We start from the raw sequence: 19812 nt of genomic DNA, 5'->3' as shown, positions 1-19812 counted from the left end.
GGGTGGCGCGATGGTCGCGGTGCAGGCGTCGGAGGACGAGGTGGCGCCGCTGCTGAATGAGCGGGTGTCGATCGCCGCGCTCAACGGGCCGTCGTCGGTGGTCATCGCCGGTGATGAGGACGTGGCGCTGGAGATCGCGGCCGGTTTCGAGGCGCAGGGTCGGAAGACCAAGCGGCTCACGGTCAGCCATGCGTTCCACTCGCCGCGCATGGACGGGATGCTGGACGCGTTCCGCGAGGTGGCCGAGGGGTTGTCGTACGAGGCCCCGCGCATCCCGATCGTGTCGAATCTGACCGGTGGCGTGGTGTCCGCCGAGGAGATCACCACCCCCGGACTTCTGGGTGCGCCACGTCCGCGAGGCCGTCCGCTTCCTCGACGGTGTGCGGACGCTGGAAGCCGAGGGCGTGACGACCTTCGTCGAGCTCGGCCCCGATGGCGTCCTCTCCGCGATGGCGCAGGAGTGCCTGACGGACTCCGCGTCCGACGCCGCGTTCGCCGCCACGTTGCGGAAGGGGCGTGCCGAGGCCGAGTCCGTGACCACCGCCCTCGCCCTGCTGCATGTCCGGGGCCACTCCCCGGACTGGGGCGGCTACTTCGAGGGCGCCGGGGCCCGGCGGGTCGAGCTGCCGACCTACGCCTTCCAGCGCACCCGGTACTGGTGGGAGGAGGCCCCGGCGGCGGAGGTCGCGCCGGGCGGTGCCGTCGACGGGCGGTTCTGGGAGGTGGTGGAGCGCGGGGATGTGGCCGCGCTGGCGGCGGAGCTCGCGGTGGATCCGGGGGTTTCGCTGGGTGAGGTGTTGCCCGCGCTGTCGTCGTGGCGGCGGCAGGAGTCGGTGCGTTCGGCGGTGGACGGCTGGCGTTACCGGGTGGTGTGGAAGCCCGTGACGGAGCGGTTGGCCACCGGGGTGCTGGGCGGCTGCTGGTTGGTGGTCGTCCCGGCGGACGCGGCTGAGGGTGCCTGGGCCACGGGTGTGGTGCGGATGCTGGCCGGGCGTGGCGTCGATGTGCGCGTGGTCGAGTCGAACGCGGCGGACCGCGCCGGGCTGGCGGAGGAGCTGCGTACGGCGGTCGTGGGCGGTTCGGTGGCGGGGGTGTTCTCCCTGCTGGCGGTCGAGTCCGCGTCGGGGTTGTTGCGTACGGCCGCGTTGGTGCAGGCGTTGGGTGATGTGGGTGTGGGTGCGCCGTTGTGGGTGGCGACGCGGGGTGCGGTGTCGGTGGGGCGTTCCGATGGTGTGGTGAGTCCGGGTCAGGCGTTGGTGTGGGGGCTTGGCCGGGTGGCGGCGTTGGAGTTGCCGGAGCGGTGGGGTGGTCTGGTCGATCTGCCGGAGTCGGTGGATGAGCGTGCGTTGGGGCGGCTTGCGGGTGTGCTGGCCGGGGCCGGGGCCGGTGGCTCGGGTGAGGATCAGGTCGCGGTGCGCGCCTCGGGCGTCTTCGGACGCCGGCTGACGGAGGCTTCCGGGACCCGTACGTCCGGCGATGAGGGCTGGCGGGCGTCCGGTTCGGTGCTGGTGACGGGTGGCACGGGTGCGCTGGGTGCGCATGTGGCTCGCTGGCTGGTGGCGAACGGGGCCGAGCATGTGGTGCTCACCAGCCGCCGGGGGCCGGAGGCTCCGGGTGCGGCCGAGCTGCGGGATGAGCTCGTGGCTTCGGGGGCTCGGGTGACGGTGGCCGCGTGTGATGTGGCGGACCGGGACGCGCTCGCCGAACTGCTGGCGTCCATACCGGCCGAGTTCCCGCTGACCGCCGTCGTGCACGCCGCCGGTGTGCTGGACGACGGCCTGGTGGACACGCTGGACGCCGAGCGCCTGGAACGGGTGGTGCGCGCCAAGGCCACCTCCGCGCGGAACCTCCATGAACTCACCCGCGACCTGGACCTGTCGGCGTTCGTCCTCTTCTCCTCGCTCGCCGGATCGGTGGGGGCCGCCGGTCAGGGCAACTACGCGGCGGCCAACGCCTACTTGGACGCGCTGGCCGAGCGGCGGCGCGCCCAGGGCTTGCCCGCCACCTCGATCGCCTGGGGCCCGTGGGCCGAGGGCGGCATGGCCGCCGACGAGGCGCTGGAGCGGCGGATGCGCCGCGACGGAGTGCCGCCGATGGCGCCCGAGTCGGCGCTCATCGCGCTGCGGCAGGCGCTGGATCTCGATGACACCGCCGTGACGGTCGCGGACCTGGACTGGGACCGGTTCCTCGCCGAGTTCACCGCCGTACGGCCGAGCGCGCTGTTCGGTGAGGTGCGGGCCGCGCGTCCGGCGCCGGCCGCCGAGGGCGCGCCGCGCCCGACCGCCACCGCCGGGACCGGGACCGGCACCGCGACCGGCACCGGCACGCTCGCGGAGCGGCTGTCCGGGCTGACGGAGAACGAGCGCGCGCAGACGCTGCTGGAGTTGGTCCGTACCCAGGTCGCGTCGGTGCTGGGGCACGGCGGGTCCGAGGCGGTGGCAGCCGGGCGCGCCTTCAAGGAGCTGGGCTTCGACTCGCTCACCGCCGTCGAACTCCGCAACCGGCTCAACGCGGCGACCGGCCTGCGGCTGCCCGCCACGCTCATCTACGACTACCCGAACGCGACGGCCCTGGCCGACCATCTGCGTGCTGAGCTGCTGGGTGCGGATGTTGTGGCGGCGGGTGGTGTGGTGGCTCCTGCGGTCGCGGTGGCCGACGATCCGATCGCGATCGTGGCGATGAGCTGTCGTTTCCCGGGTGGGGTGCGGTCGCCGGAGGAGTTGTGGCAGCTGCTGATGGCGGGTGGGGACGCGATCGCGGAGTTCCCGTCGGACCGTGGCTGGGATCTGGCGGGGCTGTACGACCCGGATCCGGATCGTCAGGGGACGTCGTACGCGCGTGAGGGTGGTTTCCTCTACGACGCGGGGGACTTCGACGCGTCGTTCTTCGGCATCTCGCCGCGTGAGGCGCTGGCGATGGATCCGCAGCAGCGGCTGCTGCTGGAGACCTCCTGGGAGGCGTTCGAACGCGCGGGCATCGACCCGGGGGCGCTGCGCGGTCAGCAGATCGGTGTCTTCGCGGGGACCAACGGCCAGGACTATCTGTCGCTGCTGATGCAGGCGCCCGAGGGCCTTGAGGGCCATCTGGGCACGGGCAACGCGGCGAGCGTGGTGTCCGGCCGGGTGGCGTACACCTTCGGCCTCGAGGGCCCGGCCGTCACGGTCGACACGGCCTGCTCGTCGTCGCTGGTGGCGCTGCATCTCGCGGTGCAGGCGCTGCGGCAGGGCGAGTGCACGATGGCGCTCGCGGGCGGCGTCACGGTGATGTCCACCCCCGAGAACTTCATCGACTTCAGCCGTCAGCGCGGACTGGCCGCCGACGGCCGGATCAAGGCGTTCGCGGCCGGTGCGGATGGCACGGGCTGGGGCGAGGGCGTCGGCATGCTGCTCGTGGAGCGGCTGTCGGACGCGCGCAGGAATGGCCACCCGGTGCTGGCGGTCGTGCGGGGCTCGGCCATCAACCAGGACGGTGCGTCGAACGGCCTCACGGCCCCCAACGGTCCGTCCCAGCAGCGCGTCATCCGGCAGGCGCTGACCAGCGCCGGGCTGACGAGCGGCGATGTGGACGTCGTCGAGGCGCATGGCACGGGTACGACGCTGGGTGACCCGATCGAGGCGCAGGCGCTGCTGGCCACGTACGGGCAGCAGCGGGAGGCCGACCGGCCGTTGTGGCTGGGGTCCATCAAGTCCAACATCGGTCATACGCAGGCGGCTGCCGGTGTCGCGGGCGTCATCAAGATGGTGCTGGCGATGCGGCACGGTGTGCTGCCGCAGACGTTGCACGTGGACGCGCCGTCGCCGCATGTGGACTGGTCGGCGGGGGCGGTCTCGCTGCTGACGGAGCAGGTGGAGTGGCCGGAGACCGGCCGTCCGCGCCGCGCCGGTATCTCCTCGTTCGGCATCAGTGGCACCAACGCGCACACCATCATCGAGCAGGCCCCGGCGGTCGACGCGCCGACCGAGGCACCCGAGCGGAACGGCCTCGGCGGCCTTCTGCCGTTCGCCCTCTCGGCCAAGAACGCCGAAGCGCTGCGGGAGCAGGCCGCGCGGCTGCACACCCACATCGCGTCGCGCCCGGAGGTGGCGCCGCTCGACGTCGCCCACGCCCTGGCCGTCGGCCGCGCCGCCCTGGAGCGGCGTGCGGTGCTGACCGTCGGTGACCGGGACGACCTGCTGCGGACACTCGACGCGGTGGCCCGGGGCGAGTCCGCTCCGGGTGTGGTCGAGGGGACGGTCGCCGAGGGCAAGGTGGCGTTCCTCTTCACGGGGCAGGGCAGCCAGCGGCTCGGTATGGGGCGTGAGCTCTACGACGCCTTCCCGGTGTTCGCGGATGCGCTGGATGAGGTGTGTGCGCATCTGGATCTGTACCTGGAGCGGCCGCTGCGGGATGTGTTGTTCGGGGAGGACGCGGCGGTCCTGGACAGGACGGGGTTCACCCAGCCCGCGCTGTTCGCGGTTGAGGTGGCGCTGTTCCGTCTCGTTGAGGCGTGGAGGCTGACGCCGGACTTCCTGTCCGGGCATTCGATCGGTGAGCTGGCCGCCGCGCATGTGGCGGGTGTGTGGTCTTTGGCGGACGCGGCGCGGTTGGTGGCGGCGCGTGGCCGTTTGATGCAGGAGCTTGCCGAGGGCGGCGCGATGGTCGCGGTGCAGGCGTCGGAGGACGAGGTGGCGCCGCTGCTGACCGAGCGCGTCAGCATCGCCGCCGTCAACGGCCCGATCTCCGTCGTCATCGCGGGCGACGAGGACGCGGCGCTGGAGATCGCGGCCGGTTTCGAGGCGCAGGGCCGTAAGACCAAGCGGCTCACCGTGAGCCACGCGTTCCATTCGCCGCGTATGGACGGGATGCTGGAGGCGTTCCGCGAGGTGGCCGAGGGGCTGTCATACGAGGCCCCGCGCATCCCGATCGTCTCCAACCTCACCGGCGAGCTGGTCTCCGCCGAGGAGATCACGACCCCCGACTTCTGGGTGCGCCACGTCCGCGAGGCCGTCCGCTTCCTCGACGGCATCCGCACCCTCGAAGCCCAGGGCGTCACCACCTACCTCGAACTCGGCCCCGACGGCGTCCTCTCCGCGATGGCGCAGGAGTGCGTGACCGACTCCGCGTCCGACGCCGCCTTCGCCGCCGCCCTGCGCAAGGACCGCCCCGAAGCCGAGGCGCTGCTCTCGGCCGTCGCACGCGCGCACGTCCGTGGTGTGACACCGGACTGGGCGGCCGTGTTCGCCGGTACGGGCGCCGCCCCCGTGGACCCGGCCGAGCTGCCCACCTACGCCTTCCAGCGGCAGCGCTACTGGCCCAGCGCCGCCGCCCTCGCGGCGGGCGACCCCGAGTCGATCGGGCTGGGCGACATCGACCATCCGCTCCTCGGCGCCGCCGTCGCGCTCGCGGACGCCGATGGCCTCCTGCTCACCGGGGTGCTCTCCACCCGCACCCACCCCTGGCTGGCCGACCACGCGGTCATGGACACCGTGCTGCTGCCCGGCACCGCCTTCGTGGAGCTGGCGAGCACGGCGGGCGCCCAGGTCGGCTGTGAGCGGCTGGACGAACTGACCCTCGAAGCCCCGCTCGTGCTGCCCGAGCACACCGGGGTGCGGGTGCAGCTCGTCGTGGACGGGCCGGACGAGTCCGGCCGCCGTTCCTTCAGCCTGCACTCGCGACGGCAGGACGCGCTCGGCACCGAGCCGTGGACGCGCCACGCCACCGGCGTGCTCGCGCCCGGCGCCCGGATGCCCGAGTCGGACCACCCCGATGAGCTGGCCGTATGGCCGCCGCGGGGCGCGACGCCGATCGCGGTCGAGGGGCTGTACGAGGAGCTGGCCGGGGCGGGCCTCGGCTACGGGCCGGTGTTCCAGGGGCTCAAGGGCGCCTGGCGGCTCGGCGAGAACCTTTACGCCGAGGTGGGCTTCCCCGAGGGCGCGCCGCTGACGTCGAGCGCCGAGGCCGGGCGGTTCGGGCTGCACCCGGCCCTGCTCGACGCCGCGCTGCACGTCATCGGCCTCGACACCGCCGACCGCGCGTCGGCGTTGGCCGAGGGTGCGCTGCTGCCGTTCGCGTGGAACGGCGTCCAGCTGCACGCGGCCGGGGCCGGTGCGCTGCGGGTGCGGCTGTCCGAGCGGTCGTCGAACGCGGTCGCGCTGCTGGTGGCCGACGGCACGGGCCGTCCGGTGGCCACGGTCGAGTCCGTGGCGCTGCGGGCGGCCTCGGCCGACCAGGTGCGCGCGGCGCGCGGCGGGCTGCACGAGTCGCTGTTCCGGCTGGACTGGACGGCGGTTCCGGCGCCCGCGACCGGCGCGGTCACGGGCGACTGGGCGGTGCTCGGTGCTGACGCCGCCGAACTGGCCGCGCTGGAGGGCGCGTTCGGGCCCGGGGTCCGGCTCGCCGCGTACCGCGATCTGGCGGTGCTGCGGACGGCCGTGGACGCCGGGGCACCCGCGCCCGACACCGTCCTGCTGAGCGCTACCGCTACCGGTGGCGATGGCGGCGCGTCGGCTGTGCACGAGGCCACCCAGAGCGTGCTCGCCCTGCTCCAGGAGTGGCTGGCCGATGAGCGGTTCGCCGCGTCGCGGCTGGTGCTGCTGACCCGGGGCGCGGTGGAGACCGAGCCGGGCGCGGGCGTGGCGGATCTGCCGTACGCCGCCGTGCGCGGTCTGTTCCGCTCCGCCCAGTCGGAGAACCCGGGCCGTCTGGTGCTGCTGGACGTGGACGGCGAGGAGGGCTCGTACCGTACGGTGCCCGTCGCGCTCGGCGTGGACGAGGCGGAGCTGGCGCTGCGCGCGGGCGTGGCGCTCGCGCCACGGCTGGCCCGGGTGCCGGTCGGCGAAAACACCGACGACACGGACACGGAAGCCGCTACCGTCCCGTCGTACGACCCCAACGGCACCGTGCTGATCACCGGCGCCTCCGGAACCCTCGGTGGCCTCTTCGCCCGCCACCTCGTCTCCGCCCACGGCGTACGCCACCTGCTGCTGGTCAGCCGCCGTGGCGCCGACGCCGAGGGCGCCGAGGAGCTGGGCGCCGAGCTCACGGCGGCCGGTGCCACCGTCACCTGGGCGGCCTGCGACGTGGCCGACCGCGACGCGCTCGCCGCGACCCTGGCCGCCCTCCCGGACCGGCATCCGCTGACCGCCGTGGTGCACACGGCGGGCGTCCTGGACGACGGCATCCTCGGCTCGCTGACGCCCGAGCGGGTGGCGCGGGTGCTGCGCCCCAAGGTGGACGCGGCGCTGAACCTGCACGAGCTGACCCGCGACCACGAGCTGTCCGCGTTCGTGCTGTTCTCCGGTGCCGCCGCCGTGTTCGGCGCGCCCGGACAGGCGAGCTACGCCGCCGCCAACTCCTTCCTGGAGGCGCTGGCCCAGCACCGCGTCGCCCAGGGGCTTCCGGCCACCGCGCTGGCCTGGGGCCTGTGGGCCGGTGCGGGCATGGGCAGCGGTCTCGACGAGCTCGATCTGCGGCGCATCGCGCGCGGCGGGGTCGCCCCGATCGCCGCCGACGAGGGGCTGACGCTCTTCGACGCGGCACGCGCCGACGGCGCCGCCGTGCTGTTCCCGATGCGGCTCGACTACGAGGGGCTGCGCACCGAGGCCACGGCGGCCGGGACCGTACCGGCCCTGTTCCGGGGCCTGGTGCGGACCCCGGTCCGGCGGGCCGCCGCCGCGGCCGCCACCGCCGACGGCTCCTCGCTCGCCCAGCGCCTCGCCGGGCTCGCGCGGCCCGAACAGGACCGTGAGCTGCTGGAGTTGGTGTGCGGCCGGGTCGCCGCGGTGCTCGGTTACGCGGGCCCGGACGCCGTCGAGGCCGGGCGGGCGTTCAAGGAGCTGGGCTTCGACTCGCTCACCGCCGTCGAGCTCCGCAACGACCTCAAGACCGTCACCGGGCTGCGGCTCCCGGCGACGCTCGTCTTCGACTACCCGACCCCCGCCGCCCTCGCCGGCCATCTGCGCGAGGAGCTGCTGGGCGCCGAGGAGACCACCGCGCCGCTCGTCCCCGTACGGACGCAGGCGGCCCCGGCGCTCGACGACGACCCGATCGTCATCGTCGGCATGAGCTGCCGCTACCCGGGCGGGGTGCGCACCCCGGAGGAGCTGTGGGAGCTCGTCGCCACCGGTGGCGACGGCATCTCCGGCTTCCCCGTGGACCGTGGCTGGGACCTCGACGGCCTCTACCACCCGGACCCCGACCACGCGGGCACCTCGTACACCCGCGAGGGCGGCTTCCTGCACGACGCCGCCGACTTCGACCCGGACTTCTTCGGGATCTCGCCGCGTGAGGCGCTGGCGATGGACCCGCAGCAGCGGCTGCTGCTGGAGACCTCGTGGGAGGCGTTCGAGCGGGCGGGCATCGACCCGGCGCGGGTGCGCGGCAGCCGTGTCGGCGTGTTCGCGGGCGTCATGTACCACGACTACGTGACCGGCCTCGACGGCATCCCCGACGGTGTCGAGGGCTACATCGGCACCGGCAACGCGGGCTCCATCGCCTCCGGCCGGGTGGCGTACACCTTCGGTCTCGAAGGCCCGGCGGTCACCGTGGACACGGCGTGTTCGTCGTCGCTGGTGGCGCTGCACTGGGCGATCCAGGCGCTGCGCGCGGGCGAGTGCACGATGGCGCTGGCCGGTGGTGTGGCGGTCATGGCCACACCCGAGACGTTCATCGACTTCAGCCGTCAGCGCGGCCTGGCCACGGACGGCCGCTGCAAGTCGTTCGCGGCGTCGGCGGACGGCACGGGCTGGGCCGAGGGCGCGGGCATGCTGCTCGTGGAGCGGCTGTCGGACGCGCGGCGCAACGGCCACCCGGTGCTGGCGGTGGTCCGGGGTTCGGCCATCAACCAGGACGGCGCGAGCAATGGCCTGACGGCGCCCAACGGCCCGTCCCAGCAGCGCGTCATCCGGCAGGCGCTGGCCACCGCCGGGCTGTCGGCCGGCGATGTGGACGTGGTCGAGGCACACGGCACGGGTACGACGCTGGGTGACCCGATCGAGGCGCAGGCGCTGCTCGCGACGTACGGCCAGGAGCGGGAGGCCGACCGGCCGTTGTGGCTGGGGTCCATCAAGTCCAACATCGGCCACACGCAGGCCGCGGCCGGTGTCGCGGGCATCATCAAGATGGTGATGGCCATGCGGCACGGTGTGCTGCCGCGGACGCTGCACGTGGACGCGCCCTCCCCGAACGTCGACTGGGAGGACGGCGCGGTCTCGCTGCTGACCGAGCCGATGGAGTGGCCGGAGACCGGCCGTCCGCGCCGCGCCGGTGTGTCGTCGTTCGGCATCAGCGGCACCAACGCGCACACCATCATCGAGCAGCCGCCGGCCGCCGAGGACCGCGAGGAGGCGGCGGCGCGGCCGTCCGCCGTACCGCCGGTGCTGCCGTGGCCGCTGTCGGCCGTGGGCGGTGACGCGCTGCGCGACCAGGCCCGCCGCCTGCGCGACCGGCTGCGCGCCGCCGACGAGGACGTGGACCTGGCCGCCATCGGCTACACCCTCGCCGCCGGGCGCACCGCCTTCGAGGACCGCGCGGTGCTGGTGGCCGACGGCCGAGAGGGCTTCCTGCGCGCCCTGGAGGCGCTGGCCTCCGGCGAACTGGCCACGGGCCTGGTGCAGGGCTCGCCGGTGGCCGGGAAGGTGGCGTTCCTGTTCACCGGTCAGGGCAGCCAGCGGCTGGGGATGGGGCGTGAGCTGTACGACGCCTACCCGGTGTTCGCGGAGGCGTTCGACGCGGTGTGCGACGCGCTGGACGCGCATCTGGAACGGCCGCTGAAGACCGTGGTGTTCGGGGACGATGCGGAGGCGCTGGATCAGACGGGGTTCACCCAGCCCGCGCTGTTCGCGGTTGAGGTGGCGCTGTTCCGGCTGGTTTCGGAGGCGTGGGGGCTGCGGCCCGACTTCCTGTCCGGGCATTCGATCGGTGAGCTGGCCGCCGCGCATGTGGCGGGTGTGTTGTCGCTGGCGGACGCGGCGCAGCTGGTGGCGGCGCGTGGGCGGTTGATGCAGGAGCTCCCCGCCGGTGGCGCGATGATCGCCGTCCAGGCGTCGGAGGACGAGGTGACGCCGCTGCTCACCGAGCGCGTCTCGATCGCCGCGCTCAACGGGCCGACCTCCGTGGTCATCGCCGGTGATGAGGACGCGGCGCTGGAGATCGCGGCCGGTTTCGAGGCGCGGGGTCGGAAGACCAAGCGGCTCACGGTCAGCCACGCGTTCCACTCGCCGCGTATGGACGGCATGCTGGACGCCTTCCGGGAGGTGGCGCAGGGTCTGACGTACGCGGCACCGCGCATCCCGATCGTCTCCAACCTCACCGGCTCCGTGGTCTCCACCGAGGAGATCACGACCCCCGAGTTCTGGGTGCGCCACGTCCGCGAGGCCGTGCGCTTCCTCGACGGTGTGCGGACGTTGGAAGCCCAGGGCGTCACCACCTACCTCGAACTCGGCCCCGACGGCGTGCTCTCCGCCATGGGCCAGGACTGCCTCGCCGAAGGCGACACGGCGGGCTTCGTGGCCGCCCTGCGCGGTGGCCACCCCGAGGCCGAGGCCGTCACCACCGCCCTCGCCACCCTGCACACCCGGGGATTCGCCCCGGACTGGGAGGCGTTCTACGCCGGAACCGGCGCGCGGCGCGTGGAGCTGCCGACGTACGCCTTCCAGCGGCGGCGCTACTGGCTGGACGTGCGGACGGCCACCGCCACCCCCGAGGCCACGGGCCAGAACGCCGTCGACGCCCGCTTCTGGGAGGCCGTCGAGCGTGCGGACCTGGCCTCGCTCGCCGAGACCCTGAACCTGGACACCGAGGACAGCGGTGCGCTGGAGGCCCTGCTGCCCTCGCTGTCGTCCTGGCGGCGGCAGCAGTCGCAGCGTTCGACGGTGGACGGCTGGCGCTACCGGGTGTCGTGGAAGCCGGTCACCGACCGCTCCGCCGCGTCCCTGACCGGCGGCTGGCTCGTGGTGATACCGGCCGAGGCGGCCGAGGACGCCTGGGTCGCGGGTGCCGTACGGATGCTGAACGACCGTGGCCTCGACGTGCGCCGCGTCGAGCTGACCGCCGACGACGACCGCGCCACGGTGGCCGAGCGGCTGGCCGGGGCCATCGGCGACGCGCCCGTGACCGGCGGTGTGCTCTCCCTGCTGGCCCTCGCGGACAGCGACGGCAGTGGCGACGGTGATGGCGACGGCGATGTGCTGCTGCGCACGGCCGCGCTGACGCAGGCCCTGGGCGACGCGGGCATCGGCGCGCCGCTGTGGGTGGCCACGCGGGGCGCGGTGGCCGTGGGCCGTTCGGACGGAACGGTCAGCCCCGCGCAGTCGCAACTGTGGGGTCTGGGCCGGGTGGCCGCGCTGGAGGTGCCCGAGCGCTGGGGCGGTCTGGTCGACCTCCCCGAGACGGCCGACGAGCGTGCGCTGGGACGGCTCGCGGAGGTGCTGGCCGGTTCTGGTGCCGGCGTCATCTCCGGTGCCGGTGTCATCTCCGGTGGCGGAGTCATCTCCGGTGCCGGTGGCGAGGACCAGGTGGCGGTGCGGGCGTCGGGCGTGTTCGCGCGCCGTCTCGTCCGGGCCTCCGCGCCCGCGTCCGCCAGCGGCTCCTGGACCCCGGGCGCCGGTACGACCCTGGTCACCGGCGGTACGGGCGCGCTGGGCGCGCAGGTGGCCCGCTGGCTGGTCGCGGGCGGCGCCGAACATGTGCTGCTCGCCGGCCGCCGTGGCCTCGACGCCCCCGGCGCCGCCGAGCTGCGCGATGAACTCGCCGCCTCCGGCGCGCGGGTGACGATCGCCGCGTGTGATGTAGCCGACCGGGACGCGCTCGCGCGGCTCCTCGCCGACATCCCGGCCGAGCTGCCGCTGACCGGTGTGGTGCACACGGCCGGGGTGCTGGACGACGGCGTACTGGACTCGCTCACCCCCGAGCGCTTCACCGGCGTCCTGCGCGCCAAGGCGGCCGCCGCGGCCCATCTCGACGAGCTGACGCGCGACCGGGAGCTGTCGGCCTTCGTGCTGTTCTCCTCGATCAGCGGCACGTTCGGCGCCGCCGGACAGGGCAACTACGCGGCCGCCAACGCCTACCTGGACGCGCTCGCCGAGCGGCGCCGCGCCCAGGGCCTGCCCGCCACCTCGATCGCCTGGGGCCCTTGGGCCGAGGGCGGGATGGCCACGGACGGGGCGCTGGAGCAGCGTCTGCGGCGCGGCGGACTGCCGCCGATGGACGCCGAGCTGGCGATCGGCGCGCTCCAGCGGGCGCTCGACCTCGACGACGCGGTGGTCACCGTCGCGGACATCGACTGGGACCGGTTCGCACCGGACTTCACCGCCGCACGGCCCAGCCGTCTGCTCGCGGACCTCCCGGAGATCCGCGCGGCGGCGGAGGCCACCGCCACCGCCCCCGCGGCCGACCGCTCCTCGCTCGCCGCCCGGCTGGCCGGGCTGGGCGAGGCGGAGCGGGACCGGCTGCTGCTGGACCTGGTCCGTACGCAGGTGGCCGCGGTGCTGGGACACGACGGCTCCGAGTCCATCGGCGCCGACCGGGCCTTCGGCGAGCTGGGCTTCGACTCGCTGACCGCCGTCGAGCTGCGCAACCGGCTCGGTGCCGCCAGCGGTGTCCAGCTGCCCGCCACCCTGGTCTTCGACTACCCGACGGCCTCCGCCCTCGCGACCTATCTGCGAAGCGAACTCATCGGGACCAGCACCGCCGTCGAGCCCACACACCCCACGGCCGTGACGGCGGCGGACGATGACGACCCGATCGCCATCGTCGCCATGAGCTGCCGTTTCCCGGGCGGCGTGCGGTCGCCCGAGGAGCTGTGGCAGCTGCTCACCGCGGGCGGGGACGCGATCGCCGAGTTCCCGGCCGACCGCGGCTGGGACCTGGACGCGCTCTACGACCCGGACCCGGACACCCGTGGCACCTTCTACGCACGCGAGGGCGGTTTCCTCTACGACGCGGGCCACTTCGACGCCGCGTTCTTCGGGATCTCGCCGCGTGAGGCCCTTGCCATGGACCCGCAGCAGCGGCTGCTGCTGGAGACCTCCTGGGAGGCGTTCGAGCGCGCGGGCATCGACCCGGCCACGCTGCGCGGCACGTCCGCCGGGGTGTTCGTCGGCTCCAACGGGCAGGACTACGACGCCTCGCTGCACACCGTTCCCGAGGGCGTCGAGGGCTATCTCGGCACGGGCAACGCGGCCAGCGTGGTGTCCGGCCGGCTCGCGTACACCTTCGGTCTGGAGGGCCCGGCGGTCACCGTCGACACGGCGTGCTCGTCGTCGCTGGTGGCGCTGCACTGGGCGATCCAGGCGCTGCGCCAGGGCGAGTGCTCGCTCGCGCTCGCGGGCGGTGTGACGGTCATGTCGAGCCCCGGCGCGTACATCGAGTTCAGCCGCCAGCGCGGGCTGGCCCCGGACGGCCGCTGCAAGGCGTTCGCGGCCGGGGCCGATGGCACCGGCTGGGGCGAGGGCGTCGGCATGCTGCTCGTGGAGCGGCTGTCGGACGCCCGCCGCAACGGCCACCCGGTGCTGGCGCTCGTCCGTGGCTCGGCCATCAACCAGGACGGCGCCTCCAACGGCCTGACCGCGCCCAACGGCCCCGCCCAGCAGCGCGTCATCCGCCAGGCGCTGGCCGGTGCGGGCCTGTCCGCCGCCGAGGTGGACGCGGTCGAGGCCCACGGCACCGGCACCCGGCTCGGCGACCCGATCGAGGCGCAGGCGCTGCTGGCCACCTACGGCCAGGAGCGGGACGCGGAGCGGCCGCTGTGGCTGGGCGCCAGCAAGTCCAACATCGGCCACACCCAGGCCGCGGCCGGTGTCGCGGGTGTCATCAAGATGGTGCTGGCCATGCGCCACGGTGTGCTGCCGCGCACCCTGCACGTGGACGAGCCGTCGCCGCACGTGGACTGGTCGGCGGGCGCGGTGTCGCTGCTGACCGAGCAGGTGGCGTGGCCGGAGACCGGCCGTCCGCGCCGCGCGGGCGTCTCCTCGTTCGGCTTCAGCGGCACCAACGCCCATACGGTGCTGGAGCAGGCACCGGTCCACGACGAGACCGCCGGGGAAGCCGCCCCGCGGCACCCGCTCGTCCGGCCCGACGTGGTGGCCTGGCCGCTGTCGGCCAAGGGCGAGGACGCGCTGCGCGCCCAGGCCGAGCGGCTGCGCGCCCACCTCGAGGCCGAGGCCGGACCGGACGCGGTGGAGGCGACGTCCTCGCTGCTGGACGTGGCGTATTCGCTGGCCACCACCCGGTCCGCCCTGGAGCACCGCGCGGTGGTCCTCGGCCCGGACCGGGACCGGCTGCTCGCGGGGCTGACCGCCCTCGCGCGCGGCGAGTCCGCCGCGCAGCTGGTCCGGGGCGTGCCCGTGGAGGGCCGCACCGCCGTGCTCTTCACCGGGCAGGGCAGCCAGCGGCTCGGCATGGGCCGTGAGCTGTACGAGGCCAGCCCCGTCTTCGCGGAGGCGCTGGACGCGGTCCGCGCCGAGCTGGACCGGCACCTCGAACTCCCGCTGTACGACGCGCTGTTTGGGGACGACGAGGAGCCGCTGGACCGGACCGGGTTCACCCAGCCCGCGCTGTTCGCCGTCGAGGTGGCGCTGTTCCGGCTGGCCGAGGCCGCCGGGCTGCGGCCGGACGTCCTGGCCGGGCACTCCATCGGCGAGCTGGCCGCCGCACACGTGGCCGGGGTGCTGTCGCTGGAGGACGCCGCCACGCTGGTGGCCGCGCGCGGCCGGCTGATGCAGCAACTGCCCTCCGGCGGCGCGATGATCGCGCTCCAGGCGGCGGAGGACGAGGTCGAACCGCTGCTCACCGAGCGCGTCTCGATAGCCGCGCTCAACGGTCCGACCTCCGTGGTCATCGCCGGTGATGAGGACGCGGCGCTGGAGATCGCTTCCGGTTTTGAGGCGCGGGGCCGCAAGACCAAGCGGCTCACCGTGAGCCACGCCTTCCACTCCCCGCTGATGGACGGCATGCTCGCCGAGTTCCGCAAGGTCGCCGAGGGGCTGACCTACGGCGCGCCGCGCATCCCGATCGTCTCCACCGTCACCGGGCAGCGGATCTCCGACGAGCTGGGCATGGCCGCCGACTACTGGGTGCGCCACGTCCGCCACGCCGTCCGCTTCCTCGACGGGGTCCGGGCACTGGAGGCCCAGGGCGTCACCACCTACGTCGAGTTGGGCCCGGACGGGGTGCTGTCCGCCATGGCGCAGGACTGCGTCACCGCCGGGGACGAGGGCGCCGAGGACGTGGCCTTCGTGCCCGTGCTGCGCGCCGGGCGTCCCGAGACGGAGGCGCTGACCACCGCCCTCGCCACGCTGCACGTCCGGGGCGCGGCGCTGGACTGGGAGGCGCTGTTCGCCGGGACCGGCGCCCGCCGCGTCGAGCTGCCCACGTACGCGTTCCAGCGGCGGCGCTACTGGCTCGAGGGCACCCCGCACCCTACGCCCGGCCAGGAGGCCACGGCCGACGACACCGCCGGGGCCCGGTTCTGGGAGGCGGTCGAGAGCGATGACCTCGCCTCGCTGTCGGACGCCGTGGGCATCGACGTGGACCAGCCGCTCAGCGCGCTGCTCCCGGCGCTGTCCGCGTGGCGGCGCCGGGAGCGCGAGCGGTCCGCGCTCGACGGCTGGCGCTACCGCGTCACCTGGAAGCCGTTGGAGGAGCCCCGGCTCGCCGCCGCCCCCGGCGTCTGGCTGGTCGCCGAACCGGCCGCCCCCGCGGGCCACGCCGAGGCCGTGCGGCGGGTCGTGGCCGCGCTGGCCGACCGGGGCGCCGACATCCGGCGCATCGCGGCCGACGGCGCGGACCTCGACCGGGAGGCGCTGGCCGAGCGGATCCGCCGGGCGGCGGCCGACGAGCCCGTGCACGGGGTGCTGTCGCTGCTCGCTTGGGACGAGCGGGTGCACCCCGACCACCCCGCCGTGCCCACCGGGCTGCTGCGCACCGGAGTGCTGGTGCAGGCGCTCGGGGACGCGGGCCTGGACGCCCCGCTGTGGTGCGCCACCACCGGCGCCGTCGCCACCGCCGCATCGGAGCCGGTCGGCAGCGCCGCGCAGGCGCAGGTCTGGGGCCTGGGCCGGGTGGTCGCGCTGGAGCACCCCGAGCGCTGGGGCGGTCTGATCGACCTGCCCGCGACGCTCGACGAACGGGCCGCCGACCGCTTGGCCGGTGTGCTGGGCGGACACGGCGACGGCGACGAGGACCAGTTGGCGATCCGTACGGCCGGAGTCCTGGGCCGCCGCCTCGCCCGCGCCGGGGGCGCCCACGTCGAGCGCGCCCACGCCGAGCGCGCCCCGGCCACCGGGGCGCCGTGGCGGCCGCGTGGCACGGTCCTGGTCACCGGCGGCACCGGCGCGCTGGGCGCCCATGTGGCCCGCTGGCTGGCGGAGAACGGCGCCGAGCATCTGGTGCTCACCAGCCGCCGTGGCCCCGACGCCCCCGGCGCCACCGAGCTGCGCGACGAACTCGCCGCGTCCGGTGCCCAGGTGACCGTCGCCGCCTGCGATGTCACCGACCGGGACGCGGTGGCCGGGCTGCTGGCCCGGATCCGCGACGACCACCCCCAGCACCCGCTCACGGCGGTCGTGCACACGGCGGGCGCCGGGCAGTTCGCACCGGTCGCGGAGACCACTCCGGCCGATGTCGCCGATGTGGTGGCCGCCAAGGTGGCGGGCGCGGCCCATCTGGACGTGCTGCTCGGCGACACCGAGCTGGACGCCTTCGTGCTCTTCTCCTCGATCGCCGGGGTGTGGGGCAGTGGCGGCCAGGGCGCGTACGCGGCCGGAAACGCGTTCCTCGACGCGCTGGCCGAACAGCGCCGGGCCCGTGGCCTGGCCGCCACCTCGGTGGCCTGGGGCCCGTGGGCGGACGGCGGGCTCGTCGCCGACGACGAGGCGGCCGAGCAACTGCGCCGCCGCGGCCTGCCGATGATGGCCCCGCACTCCGCCATCGCCGCACTCCAGCAGGTGCTGGACCGGAACGAGACCGCCGTGGCCGTGGCCGACGTCGACTGGGGCCGCTTCGCCCCCGCCTTCGCCGCGGCCCGCCCCCGTCCGCTCATCGCCGATCTGCCCGAGGTCCGCGCGGCCCTCGCGGCGGACCCGGCGGAGGGCGCGGGCGGCGGTGGCACGGCCGAGGCACCGGCGGAGTCCCTGCGGCAGCGGCTCGCGGGCCTCACCGGGCCCGAGGCCGAGAAGGTCCTGCTCGACCTCGTCCGTACGGAGGTCGCCGCCGTCCTCGGACACGAGGACACCACGGCCGTCCAGGCGGGCCGGGCCTTCAAGGAGCTGGGCTTCGACTCGCTCACCGCCGTCGAACTCCGCAACCGGCTGGGCGCGGCCACCGGGCTCCAGCTCACCGCCACGCTGGTCTTCGACCACCCGACGCCCAGTGCGCTCGCCGGTGTGCTGCGCGCCGACCTGCTCGGCGAGGACACCACCCCCCAACTCCCGGTCCTCGCCGAAATCGACAAGCTGGAATTCGCCCTTTCCAACGTCTCCGACGACGCGACGGAACGCGAGCGGGTCACCGCGCGCCTCGAAGCGCTGTTGCGGACCTGGAACGAGAGTGAGAGCGCGGCCGGCGCCGACGGCGCCGACGACGATGAACTCGACCTCGACTCCGCCTCCGCCGAAGACATCTTCGACATCATCAACAATGAATTCGGAAGGTCCTGACGTGATGACCGCCCTCAATTCAACTGACCTCAGGAGGTGACGTTTCCGTGGCTAGCGCGAACGAAGAGAAGCTTCTCGACAATCTGAAGTGGATGACCACTGAGCTGCGCCGGGCCCGTCGCCGCCTGACCGAGGTGGAGGCGGACGCGCGGGAACCGATCGCCATCGTGGCGATGAGCTGCCGTTTCCCCGGTGGCATCGGTTCGCCCGAGGATTTGTGGCGGCTGGTCGCGGAGGGCGGCGACGCCATTTCCGGATTCCCCGCCGACCGCGGCTGGGACATCGAGGGACTGGCCGATCCCGACCCCGACCGCAAGGGCACCTTCTACAACAGCGGCGGCGGATTCCTCGACGGCGCCGCCGAATTCGACCCAGGATTCTTCGGCATTTCGCCGCGCGAGGCGCTGGCGATGGACCCGCAGCAGCGGCTGCTGCTGGAAACGTCCTGGGAGGCGTTCGAGCGCGCCGGAATCGACCCGACGTCCGTCAAGGGCAGCCGCACCGGCGTGTATGTGGGCGCCTCGGCCATGGGCTACGGCTCCGATGTGCAGGGCGCGCCGGAGGAGCTGGAGGGCCTGCTGCTCACCGGCGGTGCCACCAGTGTGCTGTCCGGCCGTATCGCCTACACCTTCGGCCTCGAGGGCCCGGCCGCCACGATCGACACCGCGTGTTCGTCGTCGCTGGTCGCGCTGCACTGGGCGGCCCAGGCGCTGCGGCAGCGCGAATGCTCGCTCGCCCTCGTCGGCGGCGTCACCGTGATGCCCAACCCCGATGTCTTCGTGGAGTTCAGCCGCCAGCGCGGCCTCGCCCCCGACGGCCGCTGCAAGTCCTTCGCCGCGTCGGCGGACGGCACCGGCTGGTCCGAGGGCGTCGGCGTGCTGCTGGTCGAGCGGCTGTCGGACGCGCGGCGGAACGGCCACCAGGTGCTGGCCGTGGTGCGCGGCAGCGCGGTGAACCAGGACGGCGCGTCCAACGGCCTGACCGCGCCGAACGGCCCGTCCCAGCGCCGGGTCATCCGCCAGGCCCTGGAGAACGCCCGGCTGTCCGCCGCCGAGATCGACGTCGTCGAGGCGCATGGCACGGGCACCACGCTGGGCGACCCCATCGAGGCACAGGCGCTGCTCGCCACCTACGGCCAGGAGCGGCCCGAGGGGCGGCCGCTGTGGCTGGGCTCGCTCAAGTCCAACCTGGGCCACGCCCAGGCGGCGGCGGGTGTCGCGGGCGTCATCAAGATGGTCATGGCGATACGCCACGGCCTCATGCCCAAGACCCTCCACGTCGACGAGCCGTCCCCGACCGTGGACTGGACGGCGGGCGAGGTGTCCCTGCTGACCGAGGCCCGCCCCTGGGACGAGACCGGCAGGCCGCGCCGGGCCGGTGTGTCGGCCTTCGGCGTGAGCGGCACCAACGCCCACACCATCCTGGAGCAGGCCCCCGAGCCGGAGGCTCCGGAAGACTCTCCGGAGCCGGACGGGGACGCCACCCCGGCCGCGAACGCCGCGCCGGTCACCGCCACCGTGCTGCCGTGGCTGCTCTCCGCCAGGAACGCGGCGGCGCTGCGCGACAACGCCCGGCGCCTCGCCTCCCACCTCGACCGCGAACCCGCCCTCGGCACCGCCGATGTGGGCCACTCACTGGCCACCGGCCGGGCCGCCCTGGAGCGCCGCGCGGTGCTCGTGGGCGAGGACCGGGACGGGCTGGCCGCCGGTCTGGAGGCGCTGGCGCGGGGGGAGTCCGCGCCGGGGCTGATCGAGGGCACGGTCGGTGAGGGCGAGACGGCGTTCCTGTTCACGGGGCAGGGGAGCCAGCGGCTGGGGATGGGGCGTGAGCTGTATGACGCCTACCCGGTGTTCGCGGAGGCGCTGGATGAGGTGTGTGCGGAGCTGGATCCGCATCTTGCGCGTCCGCTGAAGGACGTCCTGTTNAGGCGCTGGATGAGGTGTGTGCGGAGCTGGATCCGCATCTTGAGCGTCCGCTGAAGGACGTCCTGTTCGGGGATGATGCGGAGGCGCTGGATCGGACGGGGTTCACTCAGCCCGCGTTGTTCGCGGTTGAGGTGGCGCTGTTCCGGTTGGTTTCGGAGGCGTGGGGGGTGCGGCCCGACTATCTGTCGGGGCATTCGATCGGTGAGGTGACCGCCGCGCATGTGGCGGGTGTGTTGTCGCTGGCGGACGCGGCG

General features: G+C 74.4%; 1 protein-coding gene and 2 pseudogenes. All 3 read left to right on the top strand.

The window, feature by feature from the left end:
* Positions 1-10: 10 nt before the first annotated feature.
* A pseudogene (locus tag IEJ02_RS50620) lies at positions 11-244 on the top strand (acyltransferase domain-containing protein); the annotation flags it as partial.
* Positions 245-341: 97 nt separating this feature from the next.
* A complete protein-coding gene (locus tag IEJ02_RS46050) occupies positions 342-17633 on the top strand; it encodes a type I polyketide synthase (RefSeq protein WP_317986090.1) in 17292 nt (5763 codons plus the stop codon).
* Between the two features lie 47 nt (positions 17634-17680).
* Positions 17681-19812, top strand: a pseudogene (locus IEJ02_RS46045) (type I polyketide synthase); the annotation flags it as partial.

The sequence above is a fragment of the Streptomyces sp. 5-10 genome (assembly GCF_014712245.1).
GTDB classification, from domain to species: domain Bacteria; phylum Actinomycetota; class Actinomycetes; order Streptomycetales; family Streptomycetaceae; genus Streptomyces; species Streptomyces violaceusniger.
The sequence above is the reverse complement of the archived record's forward strand: the minus strand, read 5'-3'. Positions and strand labels throughout refer to the sequence as shown.